A 16704-nucleotide genomic window follows, 5' to 3' on the forward strand; every position below is an offset into this window, starting at 1 on the left:
TCATCTGCCCGTGTGACCGGGCTTTGGCTAATGGAATCAGCGTGCGCGCGGGGCCGGGTGAGCGGCCGCCGCTGCGCGAATTCTTCTGTTCAGGCGCCGACGGGAATCGGACGCGCTGCCGGAATCTGGCTGGCGATGCCTGCCTCGAACTCCGGACGGAAATACTTCATCGCACTGCCCAGTGGCTCGACGGCGCCCGGTGCGTGGGCGCAGAAGGTCTTGCCTGGGCCGAGGAAGCTGACGAGCTGCTCGAGAGTCTCCAGGTCGCCGGCCTGGCCTTCGCCACGCTCCAGCGCACGGAGAACTTTCACGCTCCACGGCAGGCCGTCACGGCACGGGGTGCACCAGCCGCAGGACTCACGGGCGAAGAACTCTTCCATGTTGCGGAGCAGGGAGACCATGTTGATGCTGTCGTCCACGGCCAGTGCCAGGCCGGTACCCATACGGGTGCCCACCTTGGCGATGCCGGCTGCGTACATGGGCGCATCCAGGTGTTCCGGGAGCAGGAAGCCGGTACCGGCACCGCCGGGCTGCCAGGCTTTCAGTTTGAAACCGTCGCGCATCCCACCAGCGTAGTCTTCGAACAGCTCGCGAGCCGGAACGCCGAAGGGCAGCTCCCACAGACCGGGGTTCTTCACCTTGCCGGAGAAGCCCATGAGCTTGGTGCCCATGTCTTCGCTGCCCGGGCGGGCGAGAGTCTTGTACCAGTCAACACCGTTGGCGACGATCGCCGGCACGTTGCACAGGGTCTCAACGTTGTTGACGCAGGTGGGCTTGCCCCAGACGCCGACGGCGGCAGGGAAGGGCGGCTTGGAGCGCGGGTTGGCGCGGCGGCCTTCCAGCGAGTTGATCAGGGCAGTCTCTTCACCACAGATATAACGGCCTGCGCCGGTGTGGACGAAGAGCTCGAAGTCGAAACCGCTGCCGAGGATGTTCTTGCCCAGCAGGCCAGCGGCCTTGGCTTCGTCGATGGCGCGATTGAGGTTGCGCGCCGCGTCGACGTATTCGCCGCGCAGGAAGATGTAGCCGCGATAGGCCTTGAGGGCGCGCGCGGAGATCAGCATGCCTTCCACCAGCAGGTGGGGCAGCTGCTCCATGAGCATGCGGTCCTTCCAGGTATTGGGTTCCATTTCGTCCGCGTTGCACAGCAGGTAGCGGATGTTCATGGATTCGTCGGCTGGCATCAGGCCCCACTTCACGCCGGTGGGGAAGCCCGCACCGCCGCGGCCCTTGAGGCCGGAGTCCTTGACTTGCTGAACGATGTCGGCCTGGGCCATTTCGGACAGGGCCTTGCGGGCAGCGGCGTAGCCGTTCTTCTGCTGGTATTCGTCGAGCCATACCGGCTGTGCGTCTTCACGCAGGCGCCAGGTCAGCGGATGGGTTTCTTCGCTGCGGGCGATGCGGTTGGCCGGGCCAATGGAGGTGAGGGTCTTCATTGGTAGGCCTCCAGCAGCTTGGCAACGCCATCAGGTTGTACGTCGCCGAAGGTGTCATCGTCGATCATCACGGCCGGGGCCTTGTCGCAGTTGCCGAGGCAGCAGACCGGCAGCAGGGTGAAGCGGCTGTCAGTGGTGGTCTGGCCAAGGGCGATGCCGAGCTGCTTCTGCATTTCGGCAACGACGGACTCATGGCCGCCGACGTAGCAGGTCATGCTGTCGCACACGCGGATGACGTGGCGGCCGACCGGCTGACGGAAGATCTGGCTATAGAAGGTAGCCACGCCTTCGACATCGCTGGCGGGGATGCCGAGGATCGCGCCGATGGCGTCAGCGGCGCCGTCCGGCACCCAGCCACGCTCTTTCTGGACGATCTTCAGGGCTTCGATGGACGCCGCGCGCGGGTCCTCGTAGTGATGCATTTCGTGCTCGATGGCCGAGCGCTCGGTTTCGCTGAGTACGAAACGGTCGGTCTGGATAAGGGTGCTCATGATCAGCGGTCCACGTCAGCCATTACGAAGTCGATACTGCCCAGGTAGGCGATCAGGTCTGCCACCATGCTGCCGCGGATCACCGAGGGGATCTGCTGCAGGTGGGGGAAGCTGGGCGTCCGGATCCGGGTGCGGTAGCTCATGGTGCTGCCGTCGCTGGTCAGGTAGTAGCTGTTGATGCCCTTGGTCGCCTCGATCATCTGGAAGGCTTCGTTGGCCGGCATGACCGGGCCCCAGGAAACCTGCAGGAAGTGGGTGATCAGGGTCTCGATGTGCTGCAGCGTGCGCTCTTTCGGCGGCGGCGTAGTCAGCGGGTGGTCCGCCTTGTACGGGCCTTCCGGCATGTTCTTGAGGCACTGGTCGATGATGCGGATGCTCTGGCGCATCTCTTCCACGCGAACCATGCAGCGGTCGTAGGCGTCGCCGTTGTGAGCCAGGGGCACTTCGAACTCGAAGTTCTCGTAGCCGGAGTAAGGGCGGGCCTTGCGCAGGTCGAAGTCGCAGCCAGTGGAACGCAGGCCAGCACCGGTAACGCCCCATTCCAGGGCTTCCTTGGTGTTGTACTGGGCGACGCCGATGGTACGGCCACGCAGGATGCTGTTCTGCAGGGCAGCCTTTTCGTACTCGTCGAGGCGCTTGGGCAGCCATTCGACGAACTCTTTCACCAGGCCATCCCAGCCACGCGGCAGGTCGTGGGCGACGCCACCGATGCGGTACCAGGCCGGGTGCAGGCGGAAGCCGGTGACGGCTTCGATCACCTTGTAGGCACGCTGGCGGTCGGTGAAGGTGAAGAACACCGGCGTCATGGCGCCCACGTCCTGGATGTAGGTGCCCAGGAACAGCAGGTGGCTGGTGATCCGGAAGAACTCGGCCATCATCACGCGGATGAAGTCGACACGCTGCGGCACCTTGATGCCGGCGAGCTTCTCGACCGCGAGAACGTACGGCAGGTTGTTCATCACGCCGCCGAGGTAGTCGATACGGTCGGTGTACGGAATGAAGCTGTGCCAGGACTGGCGCTCGGCCATTTTCTCGGCGCCGCGATGGTGGTAACCGACTTCCGGCACGCAGTCGACGATTTCTTCGCCGTCCAGCTGCAGGATGATACGGAAGGCACCGTGGGCGGAGGGGTGGTTCGGGCCGAGGTTGAGGAACATGTAGTCCTCGTTCTCGCCGTGGCGTTTCATGCCCCAGTCTTCCGGGCGGAAGCGTGCAGCTTCTTCTTCAAGCTGGTGCTTGGCCAGGGTCAGGCTGAAGGGGTCGAATTCGGTGGCGCGCGCCGGGTAATCCTTGCGCAGCGGGTGACCTTCCCAGGTGTTGGGCATCATGATCCGCGACAGGTGCGGATGGCCGGCGAAAGTGATGCCGTACATGTCCCAGACTTCCCGCTCGTACCAGTTGGCGTTCGGCCAGATACCGGTGACGGTAGGCAGGTTGAGGTCGCCCTCGGACAAGGCCACCTTGATCATCACGTCACTATTTCGCTCCAGCGACATGAGGTGGTAGAACACCGTGAAATCGGCGTTCGGCAGGCCGCGGCGCTGGGTGCGCAGGCGCTCGTCCACGCCATGCAGGTCGTACAGCATGACGTAGGGGCGCGGGAGGTTGCGCAGGAACTTCAGGACGTCGATCAGCTTGTCACGGGCGACCCAGATCACCGGCATTCCGGTACGGGTCGACTGGATGGTCAGGCTTTCGGCGCCAAAGCGGGAATTGAGCTCTACGACGACGTCTTGGTCGTCAGCCTTATAAGGCGGAATAGACAGAACGGTGTCTGCAGTCATGGTCTCGGTCGCTATCGGTCAACGTAAAGAATGAGCCTGGGGTCTACCGGAGAAGAACAGGCTCAGACTTCGTCGGGGCTGCGCAGGTTGGTGACCTGAATACGCTGTTCGCGGCGCTTTTCTCGCTCGGAGGGCATATCGGCACGATAGACGCCTTGGTCCCCCACGACCCAGGATAGCGGGCGGCGCTCCTGGCCGATGGATTCCTGCAGCAGCATCAGGCCTTGCAGGAACGCCTCCGGACGGGGCGGGCAGCCGGGAATGTAGACGTCCACGGGCAGGAACTTGTCCACGCCCTGAACGACCGAGTAAATATCGTACATACCACCGGAGTTCGCGCACGAACCCATGGAAATTACCCACTTCGGCTCCAGCATCTGCTCATAGAGGCGCTGGATGACCGGTGCCATCTTGATGAAGCAGGTGCCGGCGATGACCATGAAGTCGGCCTGGCGTGGTGATGCACGAATGACCTCCGCACCGAATCGCGCGATATCGTGCGGCGCGGTGAAGGCAGTGGTCATTTCCACGTAGCAGCAGGAGAGGCCGAAGTTGTACGGCCACAGGGAGTTCTTGCGACCCCAGTTGACTGCTCCGTTGAGAACATCCTCGAGCTTGCCCAGGAAGATGTTCTTGTGCACCTGATCTTCTAGCAGCGGGTCGGAAACGGTCTCCCGTTCGCCGATCGGATACTGCTCGTAAGTGGCATCCGGATCGATCCGAGTAAGTTTGTATTGCATTGCCAAAGCCTCATTGTTTTAGCTTCGCCTGCCGCTTGCGACGACCTTCGGGAGCCCAATCGAGCGCCCCGATGCGCCAAAGGTAGACAAGACCTGCCAACAGAATTGCTATGAAAATGGTTGCTTCGATAAAACCGGCCCAACCGCTTTCACGGACAGAGACGGACCAAGCGAAGAGAAAGAGGGCTTCGACGTCGAAGATCACGAAGAGCATCGCGACCAGATAGAACTTTGCGGAGAGGCGGAGGCGGGCCGTGCCGGTGGGGAGCATGCCGGATTCGAAGGGGTCGTTCTTGCTACGACCGATGGCCTTGCTGCCGAGCAGGCTGGAGACACCGATCATGAAGGCACAGAGGCCGACGACACCCAACAGGAAAACAGCGAAACCCCAGTTGTGGGAGATGATGGCAGTAGCTTCCGACATGCCGGAACTCCTTAGTCAAGGAACGGCGTTCACTTGCGTTTAATAGGTTTAGTGCCGGGTTTCATTGAGACCCTGGCAATCGATTCGGACAATTTTATGCCCGACCGGGTGTGCAAGTAAATTTTTCACGTCAAAAAATTGCCCGCGCAGCCGGATTTCTGACCCTCTGCTCCTCTGCAGGCCACTACTCATCAGTGTTTCAGCGTTTTCTTAGGCCTTGGTCGGATTGCGGCCTTATGTCGCAGCGAGCGGTGCTCTAGGTTGGCAAATGATAGTCATTAGCGTTTGATTGGTGGTTAATTAATCACTACACGTGAGTTGCTCAGGAGAACTTGTAAATTGCCTCGGAAAATATGCTGTGAACGTTCCTAAGTTGCTCTTCCAGCTGTTTTCATAATTGCGACAATTCCATTTGTTTTTGTTCATATTGAATTGCGAAAGAGGAAAAAGAGGCCGGCCCAGATGAGCCGGCCGAAATCCTTGAGGGGATTTAGAGCAGTCGACGGCCGTCCTCGCGCTGGATGACCACGGTGGACGAGCGGGGGCGCTTGCCCGGGCCGTCCGGCCAGGCGCTGAGCAGGTTGGTCGCGGTGGAGCCTTCGCCCGGGTGCTGGATGTTGACGAACAGGGTGCGGAAGTCCGGTGTTGCACTGATGCCGGTGACTTCGGCACCCAGCGGGCCTACCAGGAAGCGCTTGAGTTCGCCGCTGCGCGGGTCGGCTACGAGCATCTGGTTGTTACCGAAGGGGCCGGCGCTGAGCTGGCTACCACTCATGTCTGTCTGGATCCACAGACGGCCTTCGTCGTCGAACCAGAGCCCATCCGGGCTGGCGAGGATGTTCTGCGCGCCCAGGGGCTTGCCATCCGGGCCGCGGCTGTCGCCCTCGGGGCCGGCGAGCAGGAAGATGTTCCAATCGAAACGGCTGCCTGCGTGGTCGCGGCTGTTTTCGCGCCAGCGGATGATGTGGCCGTAGGCGTTGGCCGTGCGCGGGTTGGCGGCGTCTGCGGTGGTGCGGGAGGTGTTGTTGGTGAGGGTGAAGTACACCTCGCCATTGTCCGGATTAACTGCGCCCCATTCCGGGCGGTCCATGCGGGTGGCGCCGACGACATCGGCGGCCAGGCGGGTGTTGATCAGCACGTCGCCCTGGTCGGCAAAGGTGACGCCGGCGGCGAGGCAGGCCTTGAGGAAGTTGCGATCGTTGATGTCCAGGGGCAGCCAGTCGCCGCTGCCGTCGGCATTGAAACGGCCGACATAGAGGGTGCCTTCGTCCAACAGGCGACCGTTGGCCTGGCCGGGGCGGTACTTGTCGCGGCTGACGTACTTGTAGATGTATTCGTTCTGCGAGTCGTCGCCGGAATAGCAGACTACCGGGCGACCGGGTTTCACCGGGGCGAAGATCAGGCCTTCGTGGGCGAATCGGCCCAGAGCAGTGTGCTTCACCGGCGTGGAATCCGGGTCGAAGGGATCGATTTCGACGATCCAGCCGAAGTGGTTCGGCTCATTGCGGTAGTCGCCCGTGGCGTCGGCGGTCTTGCGGGTCGCGTCGAAGCGTTCGAATTCGTCGCCCGGCAAGGTTTCCCAGCCGAAGCGGCTGCTGCTGCGCAGACCGTAGCGCTGCAGTTCGCGCGGCAGGCCGGTATCGCGGGTGGCGAAGTAGCCGGCCCAGTTCTCCTCGCAGGTGAGGTAGGTGCCCCAGGGCGTGAAGCCGTTGGAGCAGTTGTTCTGGGTGCCACGAGTGGCGGTGCCCTGCGGGCTGTAGCGGGTTTGCAGCAGCTTGTGGCCGCGGGCCGGCCCGGTGATCTGCATCGGCGTGGCGGCGGTGATGCGGCGGTTGCGGCGGCTCGGCACTACTTCCCATTCGCCGTTTACATTGCGGCGGATTTCGACCACTGAAACGCCGTGAGCGTTGATTTCTTTGCGGACTTCTTCAGCGATGGTGCGCTTGCCGCTGACCACGGTCGGGCCGTTGGGGTGCAGCAGCGGGGCATCGATGTACTCGTGGTTGAGAACCAGCAGGCCGTGGTCGGAACGTTTGCCTGGGCCGCGACGGGCGTCGATGGGGAAGAAGTGCATGCCGTCATGGTGCATGCCGATCTGCTCGGCCTGATCCTGGGCGCTGTTGCTGGCATCCTCTGCGAAGGCCGGATAGCGGCCCGTGATTGGCGTGCCCCACGGAATGAACGGTGTGGCCTTGTAGCCTGGCGGCACGGTGATGGTGTCGGCGCGGCCAGTGGGGATGGCATCGAAGGGCAGGCGCGAGCGCGGCTTGAAGGGGAAGCCCTTGGCCTGCGAGTCGGCGGCCATCGCGTCGCCTGGAAGGGCTGCACCAAGGAATGCCAGGGCACTCGCGGCAGCGCCACCGATCAATACCTGGCGGCGGTTGAGGCTACCGATCAAGTTGTTGATGTGCGGGTTGTTGGAGGTGTTGCTGGGCAGTTCGTCGCCGTTACCAAAGAGCACGGCGTTGTCGTTGTGTTCGTTCAAGGCGGGTCTCCACGCAGGCGAATCGACGGAGACCTGACGCTAATTCCCAAAAGCGACGGAACAATGACAGAGATGTGGAGATGCTGTTGCGTGGGACTCGGCGCACGTCTTGCGTCATTCGCTCGCGACTGAGGGGAACTTCTGGCTGATGGCGAAAATCAGCGCCCCTCCCGAGAGCTGCTCTATCACGCGGTCGCGATCCACTCTTGCCAGTACCAGGCAGCCATAGCTGCGCCCAGGTACGCCGTGCTCGCGGATGAAGTCGTCTTCCATGTACGCGTTGGCGTGAATGACGATGGCGCGCTCCTCGGCATTGCTATTGCTCGCGCTGAGCCCGATGAGACGCATGGAACGGCCGTGGCCCGGCTCGTCGCTGTCGAACACCTGTGACGTGCGGAACAGGCCCAGGGAACTGGAGCGGCTTCCGAAATCGTTGGAGAAACTGTCTGCGTAACCATCGTGATCCGGGTCCGAGCCCTTGCCATGGGCGACGCGGAAACTGCCGAGCAGGGCGTGGCTGCGGCTGTCGAACAGATAGAAGCGCGGCAGGGTGGACGCGCGGCCATAGTCCACTACAGCGAAGTGCGGGTGCCTGTTGGCTTTCAGCTTGTCCAGTATCTCGCCTAGCCGGGGCTGACTAACCAGTAGTTCCAGGTCGCCGGCGCGCAGAGTAGAGGAGGCAAATAGTAGAATCAGCAGCAGGAAGCGCGGCACGACAGGAGCTCCAGGGTTTTCTGCAGATTCTAGGAATGCGCCACGGCCTGGCAAGACGTTGCAGACCATTGGCCATGGTGCAGAAAAGAAAAACCCCGGTGCATGCACCGGGGTCTTCTTGACTCGCCATGTCCGGCCGATGCGTGGTCGGCCGGTGGCAGTTCCTCTTAGTGGAACTGGTTCATGGTGTTGTCTTTACCGCTCGCTTTCAGAGCAGCTTCGCCAGCGAAGTACTCTTTGTGGTTGTCGCCGATGTCGGAGCCAGCCATGTTCTGGTGCTTGACGCAGGCGATGCCCTGACGCAGTTCCTGACGCTGAACGCCCTTCACGTAGGCCAGCATGCCCTGGTCGGCGAAGTAACCTTTGGCCAGGTTGTCGGTGGACAGGGCCGCGGTGTGGTAGGTCGGCAGGGTGATCAGGTGGTGGAAGATGCCGGCGTGGGCCGAACCGTCGCGCTGGAAGGTACGGATCTTCTCGTCTGCAACCTGGGCCAGCTCGGTCTCGTCGTACTCGACGCTCATCAGCTTGGCACGGTCGTAGGCGGAAACATCTTTGCCTTCAGCAACGAACGCATCGAACACTTGCTGACGGAAGTTCAGGGTCCAGTTGAAGGACGGGCTGTTGTTGTAAACCAGCTTGGCGTTCGGGATGACCTGACGGATGCGGTCAACCATGCCTTTGATCTGGCCAACGTGGGGCTTCTCGGTTTCGATCCACAGCAGGTCGGCGCCGTTCTGCAGCGAGGTGATGCAGTCCAGGACGCAGCGGTCTTCGCCGGTGCCCTTGCGGAACTGGAACAGGTTGCTCGGCAGACGCTTCGGACGCAGCAGTTTGCCGCCGCGGTTGATCACCACGTCGCCGTTCTGCAGGTCGGATGCGTTGATTTCGTCGCAGTCCAGGAAGGAGTTGTACTGGTCGCCCAGGTCGCCCGGTTGCTTGGTCACGGCGATCTGCTTGGTCAGGCCGGCACCCAGGGAGTCGGTACGGGCAACGATCACGCCATCGTCAACGCCCAGCTCGAGGAAGGCGTAGCGAACAGCGTTGATCTTGGCGAGGAAGTCTTCGTGCGGAACGGTCACTTTGCCGTCCTGGTGGCCGCACTGCTTCTCGTCGGAAACCTGGTTCTCGATCTGGATGCAGCAGGCACCGGCTTCGATCATTTTCTTGGCCAGCAGGTAGGTGGCTTCCGGGTTACCGAAACCAGCGTCGATGTCGGCAATGATCGGTACTACGTGGGTTTCGTAGCCGTCGATCTGAGCCTGGATTTCGTCCTGCTTGACCTTGTCGCCAGCGGCGCGGGCGGCATCCAGCGCGGTGAACAGCAGGTCCAGTTCGCGGGCGTCAGCCTGGCGCAGGAAGGTGTAGAGCTCTTCGATCAGGCCGGAAACGGCAGTCTTCTCGTGCATGGACTGGTCGGGCAGCGGGCCGAAGTCGGAACGCAGCGCGGCAACCATCCAGCCGGACAGGTAGAGGTAACGCTTGTTGGTGGTCTTCAGGTGCTTCTTGATGGAGATCAGCTTCTGCTGACCGATGAAGCCGTGCCAGCAGCCCAGGGATTGGGTGTAGACGGAGGAGTCGGCGTCGTACTCGGCCATGTCCTTGCGCATGATGGCCGCAGTGTACTTGGCGATATCCAGACCGGTCTTGAAGCGGTTCTGGGCGCGCATACGGGCAACCGACTCGGGGTTGATAGCGCTCCAGCTGTTGCCGTTCGCTTCTTTCAGAGCGGCAATGGCCTTGATGTCGTTTTGATAAGCGGACATGGTCAATCCTTCAAAGTGTGTATGGGGTTGAGCACCGACTTTCCCACTCAAAAACCTGCGTTCTGAAGGTTATTGCGGGTTGCTCACCGCAGCGCGTCGAAGGACCGACTGGAGAGATGTAGCTGGAGGAGGGGTGACTGACTGCAGACGCTCGCGAAATCGATGGGTGGTTTTGCGCTCTTTGATCACTTGCCGGTTCGTGGAAACCGTTGGGCGATCTGCCGGGCACTGCCTTCGATCCTGCGATTGTTGCGGGTGCTTCCCCGTCCCTCAGGACAACCTCGTTCCAGTCGCAACCTCGTCGCACTGCCTTATGGGCTGTTACAACACGGGTCGGCTCGGCTGGTTGGCTGGAGCGCGACCCGGAGGCCCTTTTCAGAGCCCCTGGCTAGCGGGAGCGAGGCCATCTTGCTCTTTCAAACAAGTGTTCGTCAATCGTTTTGTAGTGTTTTTTTTGGACTACTACATAAGACCTTCGGATGAGACCGGGTGGTCTGAAAAGAGGCTGTCAGTCGACTGCGTCGACCTTGAGGCGCAGGGTCATGTCTTCACGTCCCTGGGTGGTGCGGTGGCGCAGGAAGCCACTCTGGTCGGACTGGCTGTCTTCGTTCACTGCGCCGATGGTGATCCACTCGCCAAGGCGGCCGCTGACCTTGGTGTCGGTGCTCTGCACGTCGATCACGCCGGGCTGGCTGCTGTTCAGGCGATCCCGGTTGCTGCTGATGCTGACGTGCACCAGCTCGCCGGAAAGGGTGGCGGTGACGTAGAAGCCGCGGGTTACGTTGCGGTATTCGGTGTTGCTGTAGACCTCGCCGTAGGGACCGCTGCTGGTCGTGGTGAGGGGGACGCTCTGGCCCACCTGGATCAGCGCCGGGTAGCCCTCGGTGGTCTGCACTTGCTGCACGCCCGCGCCACGGCTGTCGGTAGTGCGGCGAATCATGCGGACCTGGTCGCGGCCATTCACTTCGCCACGGCCGGCCTGGACTTCGACGCCACCGGCGCTGGCCGAACCATTGACCGCATAGCCGCGGTCGCTCTGGAAGTTGCTGTCGCTGGTATCGACGCTGATCAGCAGGCGTCGCGGCTTCGTGTCGAGCTGGTCGAGGAGGTTGCGCAGTTCGCTGATCTTTGCCGGTTCGGCGTTGACGATCAGTTGGTTGCCGTAGGCGCTGACGCGACCCTCGTTGCCCAGCACCGACTGCGCCATCGGCAGCAGCTCATCCGCTGTGCGGTAGCGCAGCTGGATGAGCTCCGTCGCCGCCTGCAGGGGCAGGCAGACTAGCAGAAGGAGGGCTGCGAGCAGGGCGCGTGGGGTCATATCAGGAAGCTCCGCAAATCGGGGTCGGTAATGCTCAGGTCCCAGGCCTGGTCGAAGCGGGTCTGCTGCAGCCGGGTCCTTCCGGGGTCGTTGTACAGGGCGTAACCGGCCAGCTGCTCGGGCTCGGGGCGCACGAGCAGGCCGCGGTCATCGGCAATCAGATAGGCGAGGTCCTCCGAGGGGTGGTCGGGGTTGATCCGGCGAATCTGGAAGTTGCTGGAGAGGCGCCGACTCAGGCTGAGCAGGCGATGGCCTTCCTTCACGGCGCGGCTCAGGTCGCGCACGAGGATGCGCAGTTGGCACTTGGGGTCGCTGACCAGCAGGCGGGTGCAGGCCTGTTGGATGGCGCTGTTGTGGTAGAGCCAGGGTTCGAGGTCCGGGCTGTACAGGCACAGTCGGCGGCGGGCCTGCTGCATCAGCGCAAGGGCATGGGCGCGGGCATCTTCCAGGGTGCTGAAGCGTTCGAGTCGGTCGTGGATGCCGAGGCTGAATGGGGCGGGTTCCCAGTCGGAGGCTTCGGGCTGAGGGGGCGTTGGATTGTGAATGCTGAAACGCCCCGGCGACTGGAACTCGATTGCCGGTAATTCGACTTCGTTCTCAGCAGCTTCCGGGGCGTTTTCGTTCATTCGGACCTCTACTGGCTTTCGCGCACCATGTCCACGTGGGGAATGCCAGCCTCGAGGAACTCGCTGCTGACGATCTTGAAGCCGTGGCGTTCGTAGAACGCGGTGGCGTGGACCTGTGCCGAGAGCATCTGGCGCTTCAGGCCACGGCGTTCGGCTTCAGCGATAGCTGCCTGCAGCAGCCGGTCACCGACTTTGAGTCCGCGCCAGTCCCTGAGGACCGAAACGCGGCCGATGTGGCCATCCGGCAACAAGCGGGCGGTGCCGATAGCATAGTCCCGCTCGAAGGCGAGAAAGTGCACGGCGTCCGCATCTTCGGTGTCCCACTCCAGTTCCGGTGCGACGGATTGCTCGGCGATGAATACGGCCTCACGAATACGGCGCAGGTCGGCATTGTCCTTCTGCCAGTCGGCAACGCGGACGTGTATCTCACTCATCGGCAAACTCCAGACTTCCTTGCTTGATCAGTTCCAGAAGAAGCTTACGCCCGTCCTCATCGCCCAGCCATTGGCCGAGATTGTCGAAATGCAATGCTTCGGCAGCGCAGATCAGTTTAAGGAGTTCGCGCAGGCTGCTCGGCAGCAGGCGGCTCTGGCCGCTGGCGAAGAGCACCAGGCCGATATCGACTTCGGACCAGGCCAGGCGTGCGCTGGGGTTGCGGATCAGTACCGCGCCGTCTTCGATTGCGCCGAGGAAGTCCTCTTCCTCTACGTCTGCGCCGGCGACCAGTTCCGGGTAGCGCGGCTCGGTCATGAACTGGCCGAACCAGGTGAGGAGCAGGCGTTCGTCGCTCATGTGCTCGTTGAGCAGGACCTTGAGGCGGTCCAGGGCGTCGCGCTGGATTTCATGCGGGTCGCTGGCGGGGGCGGTGCCGGCGTCGCTGTAGCGTTCTTCGTCCGGCAGGAACTGCGCGAGGAAGTCGGTGAAGTGGGTCAGTACTTCGGCGGCACTGGGAGCGCGGAAGCCAACGGAGTAGGTCATGCAGTCGTCTTCGGCGATGCCGAAATGGGCCAGGCGCGGCGGCAGGTAGAGCATGTCGCCGGGCTCCAGAACCCATTCGTCGGTCTGCTGGAAGTCGGCGAGGATGCGCAGGTCGGCGTGGGGCAGCAGGGCGCTCTCGGCGTCGCACATCTGGCCGATCTTCCAGCGACGGCAGCCGTGGCCCTGCAGGAGGAACACGTCGTAGTTGTCGAAATGCGGTCCTACACCGCCACCCGGCGCGGCGTAGCTGATCATCACGTCATCGATCCGCCAGCTCGGCAGGAAGCGGAAGTGTTCCAGCAGTTCGGCGACTTCCGGGACGAACTGGTCGACCGCCTGGACCAGCAGGGTCCAGTCGCGCTCGGGAAGGTTCTGATAGGTGTCTTCGGCGAAGGGGCCACGACGCATTTCCCAGGGACGCTCGCCGTGCTCGAGAACCACGCGGGATTCAACTTCCTCTTCCAGGGAAAGGCCCGCGAGCTCGTCGGGAGAGATGGGGCTTTCGAATCCGGGGATGGCCTGGCGGATCAGAAGCGGCTTCTGTTGCCAGTAGTCGCGCAGGAATTCGCGCGCAGTAAGGCCACCCAGAAGTTGAAGAGGAGTATCAGGATTCATGTCTAAGCCTTTGAAATAAAAACGCCCGGCACAGCCGGGCGTGCACTGGTTCAAAACCGATCAGATGCGCTTGGCCTGGGCTACAGCGTTACCGATGTAGCTGGCGGGGGTCATTTGGCGCAGTTCGGCCTTGGCCTCGGCCGGAATATCCAGGCCATCGATGAAAGTCTGCAGCGCTTCGGGGCTGATGCCCTTGCCGCGAGTCAGTTCCTTGAGCTTCTCGTACGGATTCTCGATCGCGTAGCGGCGCATCACGGTCTGGATCGGCTCGGCGAGGACTTCCCAGCAGGCGTCCAGGTCTTCAGCAATACGTTGAGCATTCAGCTCCAACTTACTGATTCCCTTGAGGGTTGCCTCGTAGGCGATGACGCTGTGAGCGAAGCCGACACCGAGGTTGCGCAGCACGGTGGAGTCAGTCAGGTCGCGCTGCCAGCGGGAGATCGGCAGTTTGCTGGCCAGGTGCTGGAGCAGGGCGTTGGCGATGCCCAGGTTGCCTTCGGAGTTCTCGAAGTCGATCGGGTTGACCTTGTGCGGCATGGTCGAAGAGCCGATCTCGCCGGCGATGGTCTTCTGCTTGAAGTAGCCGAGCGAAATGTAGCCCCAGACGTCGCGGTCGAAGTCGATGAGGATGGTGTTGAAGCGGGCGACTGCATCGAACAGCTCGGCGATGTAGTCGTGCGGCTCGATCTGGGTGGTGTAGGGGTTGAAGGTCAGCCCCAGGTCACCTTCGATGAACTCGCGGGCGTTGGCTTCCCAGTCGACGTCCGGATAGGCGGACAGGTGGGCGTTGTAGTTGCCCACGGCGCCGTTGATCTTGCCCAGCAGCGGTACGGCGGCTACCTGGGCAATCTGACGCTCCAGGCGGTACACGACGTTCGCCATTTCCTTGCCGAGGGTGGTCGGCGAGGCCGGCTGGCCGTGGGTGCGGGAGAGCATCGGCACGTCGGCGAAGCGCACGGCCAGATCGCGGATAGCGTTGGCCAGTTGGCGCATCAGCGGCAGCACGACCTGGTCGCGGCCTTCGCGCAGCATCAGGGCGTGGGACAGGTTGTTGATGTCCTCGCTGGTGCAGGCGAAGTGGATGAATTCGCTGACCTTGGCCAGTTCGGGAAGCTTGGCGGCCTGCTCCTTGAGCAGGTATTCCACGGCTTTCACGTCGTGGTTGGTGGTGCGCTCAATTTCCTTGATGCGCTCGGCATGCTCCAGCTGGAAGTCTTCGGCCAGCTTGTCGAGCAGGGCGTTGGCTTCGGCGGAGAAGGGCGCGACTTCCGGGATACCGGCATGGGCGGCAAGGCGCTGCAACCAGCGGACCTCTACCTGGACGCGAAAACGGATCAGGCCGTATTCGCTGAAGATCGGGCGCAGTGCGCTGGTTTTGCCGGCGTAGCGGCCATCTACGGGGGAAACCGCGGTGAGCGAGGAAAGCTGCATGAGTGCGTTCTCGGACAATCGGTCAACGAAAAGGGGCGCACATCATACATGGTTTTCGTCCCGCTCGCTGCTTGTGCGCCATGGTCGACGACACATGGCGCAGGCGAGTCAGCCGCGCAGGAGCGGGTAAAGCTCGTTGAGCAGCTTGCGACGGCTGAACAGGAGCTGCCAGCGATTGCCGCCCAGCTGGCGCCAGAGGCGCGCGGCGCGGATGCCGGTGAGCAGCAGGGCGCGGATTTTCGCGGCGTTGCTGGATTGCTGCAGGTGGCGCATGTCGCCGTGTACCTGGATGCGCTGGCGGAAGGTGCTCAGCGTGTCCTGGTACAAGCTGGCGCAGGCAGCAATGACGTTGTCGTGCACCAGACCGAAGTGCTGCACCTGCTGCTGGATCTGGTCCAGGCGAGTGCCGATCACGTCGAGCATATCGCCGCGCTTGGCCAGCTGGCGCTCCAGGGTCAGAAGCGCCAGGGCGTAACGCAGGGGCTCGCGCTGCAGGCTGGAGGGCTCGCGCTCCAGGGCGCTGACCAGGGCCTTGTAGCCGTCGCGCAGGTTGAGGTCGTCACCGCCGTAGACGTCCAGGGTGTCTTTCGGATCTCGGACCAGCAGGCTGCCGAGCATGCAGCCGAGCGGCGGTTCGCTGATCTGGCCGGTCTTGGCGATGCGGTCCACCAGCGCGGCCGCTTCGAAGACGGCGCCAAGTGCGACCAGTTGCTCACGGGTCTGGTTCATGGGCGTTTCACTCCGGCATCCGAAGGCTCGGCGCTTTCGATCACGCCGCCGCCGAGGCAGATTTCACCGTCGTAGAAGACCACGGATTGTCCTGGGGTGACGGCCCGCTGGGCTTCGTCGAACACCGCAACATAACCGTCTGCAGTCGCTTCCAGGGTGCAGGGCTGGTCGCTCTGGCGATAGCGCACCTTGGCCTTGAGTTGACGCGGTTGGCTGAGGTCGATGGGGTTTACCCAGTAGATTTCCGACACCTTCAGCGAGCGGGAGTAAAGCCAGGGGTTCTCGTTGCCCTGGCCGACGATCAGTACGTTGCGTGACAGGTCCTTCGCGAGGACGTACCAGGGCTCATCGCTCGCGTCTTTCATGCCGCCGATGCCCAAGCCCTGGCGCTGGCCGATGGTGTGGTACATCAGGCCGTGATGGCGGCCTATGACGTCGCCTTCGGTGGTTTCGATGTCGCCGGGTTGTGCGGGCAGGTACTGCTTGAGGAAGTCGGTGAAGCGGCGCTCGCCGATGAAGCAGATACCGGTGGAATCCTTCTTGCGCGCGGTGGCCAGGCCGTATTTTTCGGCGATGGCGCGCACTTCGGGTTTCTCCAGCTCACCCACGGGGAACAGGGTGCGGGCGATCTGCTCGCCGCCAACCGCGTGGAGGAAGTAGCTCTGGTCCTTGTTCGGGTCCAGGCCCTTGAGCAGCTCGGTGCGTCCGTCGATGTCGCGGCGGCGTACGTAGTGGCCGGTGGCGATCAGGTCGGCGCCCAGGGAGAGGGCGTAGTCGAGGAAGGCTTTGAACTTGATCTCGCGGTTGCAGAGGATGTCCGGGTTGGGTGTGCGGCCGGCCTTGTATTCCTCAAGGAAGTGCTCGAACACATGGTCCCAATACTCGGCGGCGAAGTTCGCGGTATGCAGCTTGATACCGATGCGGTCGCACACGGCCTGGGCATCGGCCAGGTCTACCTTGGCGGTGCAGTACTCGGTGCCGTCGTCTTCGTCCCAGTTCTTCATGAACAGGCCTTCAACCTGATAGCCCTGTTCGAGCAGGAGGAGGGCGGAAACCGAGGAGTCGACGCCGCCGGACATGCCGACTATGACGCGGGTATTGGCTGGATCACGCATGGGAATCTGCACTGGCTATTACGCAAAAGCGGAATTCTATCAGGCTGGGCGGCGT

The 16704-nt window shown here is 62.6% G+C and carries 15 protein-coding genes; all 15 read right to left on the minus strand.

The genetic code is table 11. The annotated features are described in order from the left end of the window. Window positions 1-89: 89 nt before the first annotated feature. The 15 genes from nuoF to mnmA all read right to left on the minus strand — a co-directional run bounded on the left by nuoF (window position 90) and on the right by mnmA (window position 16649). Window positions 90-1436 carry an NADH-quinone oxidoreductase subunit NuoF gene (gene nuoF / locus E8F06_RS06370; protein ID WP_280365337.1) on the minus strand — a complete coding sequence of 449 codons (1347 nt, stop codon included), beginning with the start codon at window positions 1434-1436 and terminating at the stop codon, window positions 90-92. Continuing rightward, window positions 1433-1933, minus strand: a complete 501-nt coding sequence (nuoE, locus tag E8F06_RS06375) for an NADH-quinone oxidoreductase subunit NuoE (RefSeq protein ID WP_280365473.1) — start codon at window positions 1931-1933, stop codon at window positions 1433-1435. Before nuoE ends, nuoF begins: the two co-directional genes overlap by 4 nt. Continuing rightward, complete coding sequence (gene nuoC, locus E8F06_RS06380) at window positions 1930-3711, minus strand: NADH-quinone oxidoreductase subunit C/D (RefSeq protein WP_153922522.1); 1782 nt, start codon at window positions 3709-3711, stop codon at window positions 1930-1932. Before nuoC ends, nuoE begins: the two co-directional genes overlap by 4 nt. Window positions 3712-3773: 62 nt before the next feature. After that, the gene (locus tag E8F06_RS06385) at window positions 3774-4451 is read right to left on the minus strand and encodes an NADH-quinone oxidoreductase subunit B (protein ID WP_077524434.1); all 678 of its coding nucleotides are present in this window, start codon (window positions 4449-4451) and stop codon (window positions 3774-3776) included. Window positions 4452-4461: 10 nt separating this feature from the next. Next, entirely contained in the window at window positions 4462-4875 is a 414-nt protein-coding gene (locus E8F06_RS06390; protein ID WP_077524433.1) for an NADH-quinone oxidoreductase subunit A, read from the minus strand. 490 nt (window positions 4876-5365) lie between these two features. Next, the gene (locus E8F06_RS06395; RefSeq protein ID WP_280365340.1) at window positions 5366-7360 is read right to left on the minus strand and encodes a PhoX family phosphatase; all 1995 of its coding nucleotides are present in this window, start codon (window positions 7358-7360) and stop codon (window positions 5366-5368) included. A 114-nt stretch (window positions 7361-7474) separates the two neighbouring features. After that, window positions 7475-8074, minus strand: coding sequence for a murein L,D-transpeptidase catalytic domain-containing protein (locus E8F06_RS06400; protein WP_280365342.1), 600 nt, complete (start codon window positions 8072-8074; stop codon window positions 7475-7477). A 167-nt stretch (window positions 8075-8241) separates the two neighbouring features. Continuing rightward, window positions 8242-9837, minus strand: coding sequence for an isocitrate lyase (locus E8F06_RS06405; RefSeq protein WP_280365344.1), 1596 nt, complete (start codon window positions 9835-9837; stop codon window positions 8242-8244). A gap of 508 nt (window positions 9838-10345) precedes the next feature. Next, window positions 10346-11155, minus strand: a complete 810-nt coding sequence (locus E8F06_RS06410) for a secretin N-terminal domain-containing protein (RefSeq protein WP_280365346.1) — start codon at window positions 11153-11155, stop codon at window positions 10346-10348. After that, window positions 11152-11781, minus strand: coding sequence for a histone acetyltransferase HPA2 (locus E8F06_RS06415; protein ID WP_280365348.1), 630 nt, complete (start codon window positions 11779-11781; stop codon window positions 11152-11154). The genes E8F06_RS06410 and E8F06_RS06415 overlap by 4 nt, the downstream gene beginning before the upstream one ends. Window positions 11782-11789: 8 nt before the next feature. After that, a complete protein-coding gene (locus tag E8F06_RS06420; protein WP_280365349.1) occupies window positions 11790-12215 on the minus strand; it encodes a GNAT family N-acetyltransferase in 426 nt (141 codons plus the stop codon). After that, a complete protein-coding gene (locus tag E8F06_RS06425; RefSeq protein ID WP_280365352.1) occupies window positions 12208-13374 on the minus strand; it encodes a cupin domain-containing protein in 1167 nt (388 codons plus the stop codon). The genes E8F06_RS06420 and E8F06_RS06425 overlap by 8 nt, the downstream gene beginning before the upstream one ends. 60 nt (window positions 13375-13434) lie before the next feature. Then, the gene (purB, locus tag E8F06_RS06430) at window positions 13435-14805 is read right to left on the minus strand and encodes an adenylosuccinate lyase (protein ID WP_280365354.1); all 1371 of its coding nucleotides are present in this window, start codon (window positions 14803-14805) and stop codon (window positions 13435-13437) included. Between the two features lie 108 nt (window positions 14806-14913). Beyond that, the gene (gene hflD, locus E8F06_RS06435; protein WP_077524424.1) at window positions 14914-15534 is read right to left on the minus strand and encodes a high frequency lysogenization protein HflD; all 621 of its coding nucleotides are present in this window, start codon (window positions 15532-15534) and stop codon (window positions 14914-14916) included. Next, the gene (gene mnmA / locus E8F06_RS06440) at window positions 15531-16649 is read right to left on the minus strand and encodes a tRNA 2-thiouridine(34) synthase MnmA (protein ID WP_280365357.1); all 1119 of its coding nucleotides are present in this window, start codon (window positions 16647-16649) and stop codon (window positions 15531-15533) included. The genes hflD and mnmA overlap by 4 nt, the downstream gene beginning before the upstream one ends. Window positions 16650-16704: the final 55 nt, after the last annotated feature.

It is taken from the genome of Pseudomonas sp. BN411, assembly GCF_029871235.1.
Classification (GTDB): Bacteria; Pseudomonadota; Gammaproteobacteria; order Pseudomonadales; family Pseudomonadaceae; genus Metapseudomonas.

Excerpts from the sequence above, each read along its gene's own strand:
- nuoF (WP_280365337.1), bottom strand. The coding sequence starts at position 1,436 with ATGAAGACCCTCACCTCCATTGGCCCGGCCAACCGCATCGCCCGCAGC.
- nuoC (WP_153922522.1), bottom strand. The coding sequence starts at position 3,711 with ATGACTGCAGACACCGTTCTGTCTATTCCGCCTTATAAGGCTGACGAC.
- E8F06_RS06385 (WP_077524434.1), bottom strand. The coding sequence starts at position 4,451 with ATGCAATACAAACTTACTCGGATCGATCCGGATGCCACTTACGAGCAG.
- E8F06_RS06390 (WP_077524433.1), bottom strand. The coding sequence starts at position 4,875 with ATGTCGGAAGCTACTGCCATCATCTCCCACAACTGGGGTTTCGCTGTT.
- E8F06_RS06405 (WP_280365344.1), bottom strand. The coding sequence starts at position 9,837 with ATGTCCGCTTATCAAAACGACATCAAGGCCATTGCCGCTCTGAAAGAA.
- E8F06_RS06410 (WP_280365346.1), bottom strand. The coding sequence starts at position 11,155 with ATGACCCCACGCGCCCTGCTCGCAGCCCTCCTTCTGCTAGTCTGCCTG.
- E8F06_RS06415 (WP_280365348.1), bottom strand. The coding sequence starts at position 11,781 with ATGAACGAAAACGCCCCGGAAGCTGCTGAGAACGAAGTCGAATTACCG.
- E8F06_RS06420 (WP_280365349.1), bottom strand. The coding sequence starts at position 12,215 with ATGAGTGAGATACACGTCCGCGTTGCCGACTGGCAGAAGGACAATGCC.
- E8F06_RS06425 (WP_280365352.1), bottom strand. The coding sequence starts at position 13,374 with ATGAATCCTGATACTCCTCTTCAACTTCTGGGTGGCCTTACTGCGCGC.
- purB (WP_280365354.1), bottom strand. The coding sequence starts at position 14,805 with ATGCAGCTTTCCTCGCTCACCGCGGTTTCCCCCGTAGATGGCCGCTAC.
- hflD (WP_077524424.1), bottom strand. The coding sequence starts at position 15,534 with ATGAACCAGACCCGTGAGCAACTGGTCGCACTTGGCGCCGTCTTCGAA.
- mnmA (WP_280365357.1), bottom strand. The coding sequence starts at position 16,649 with ATGCGTGATCCAGCCAATACCCGCGTCATAGTCGGCATGTCCGGCGGC.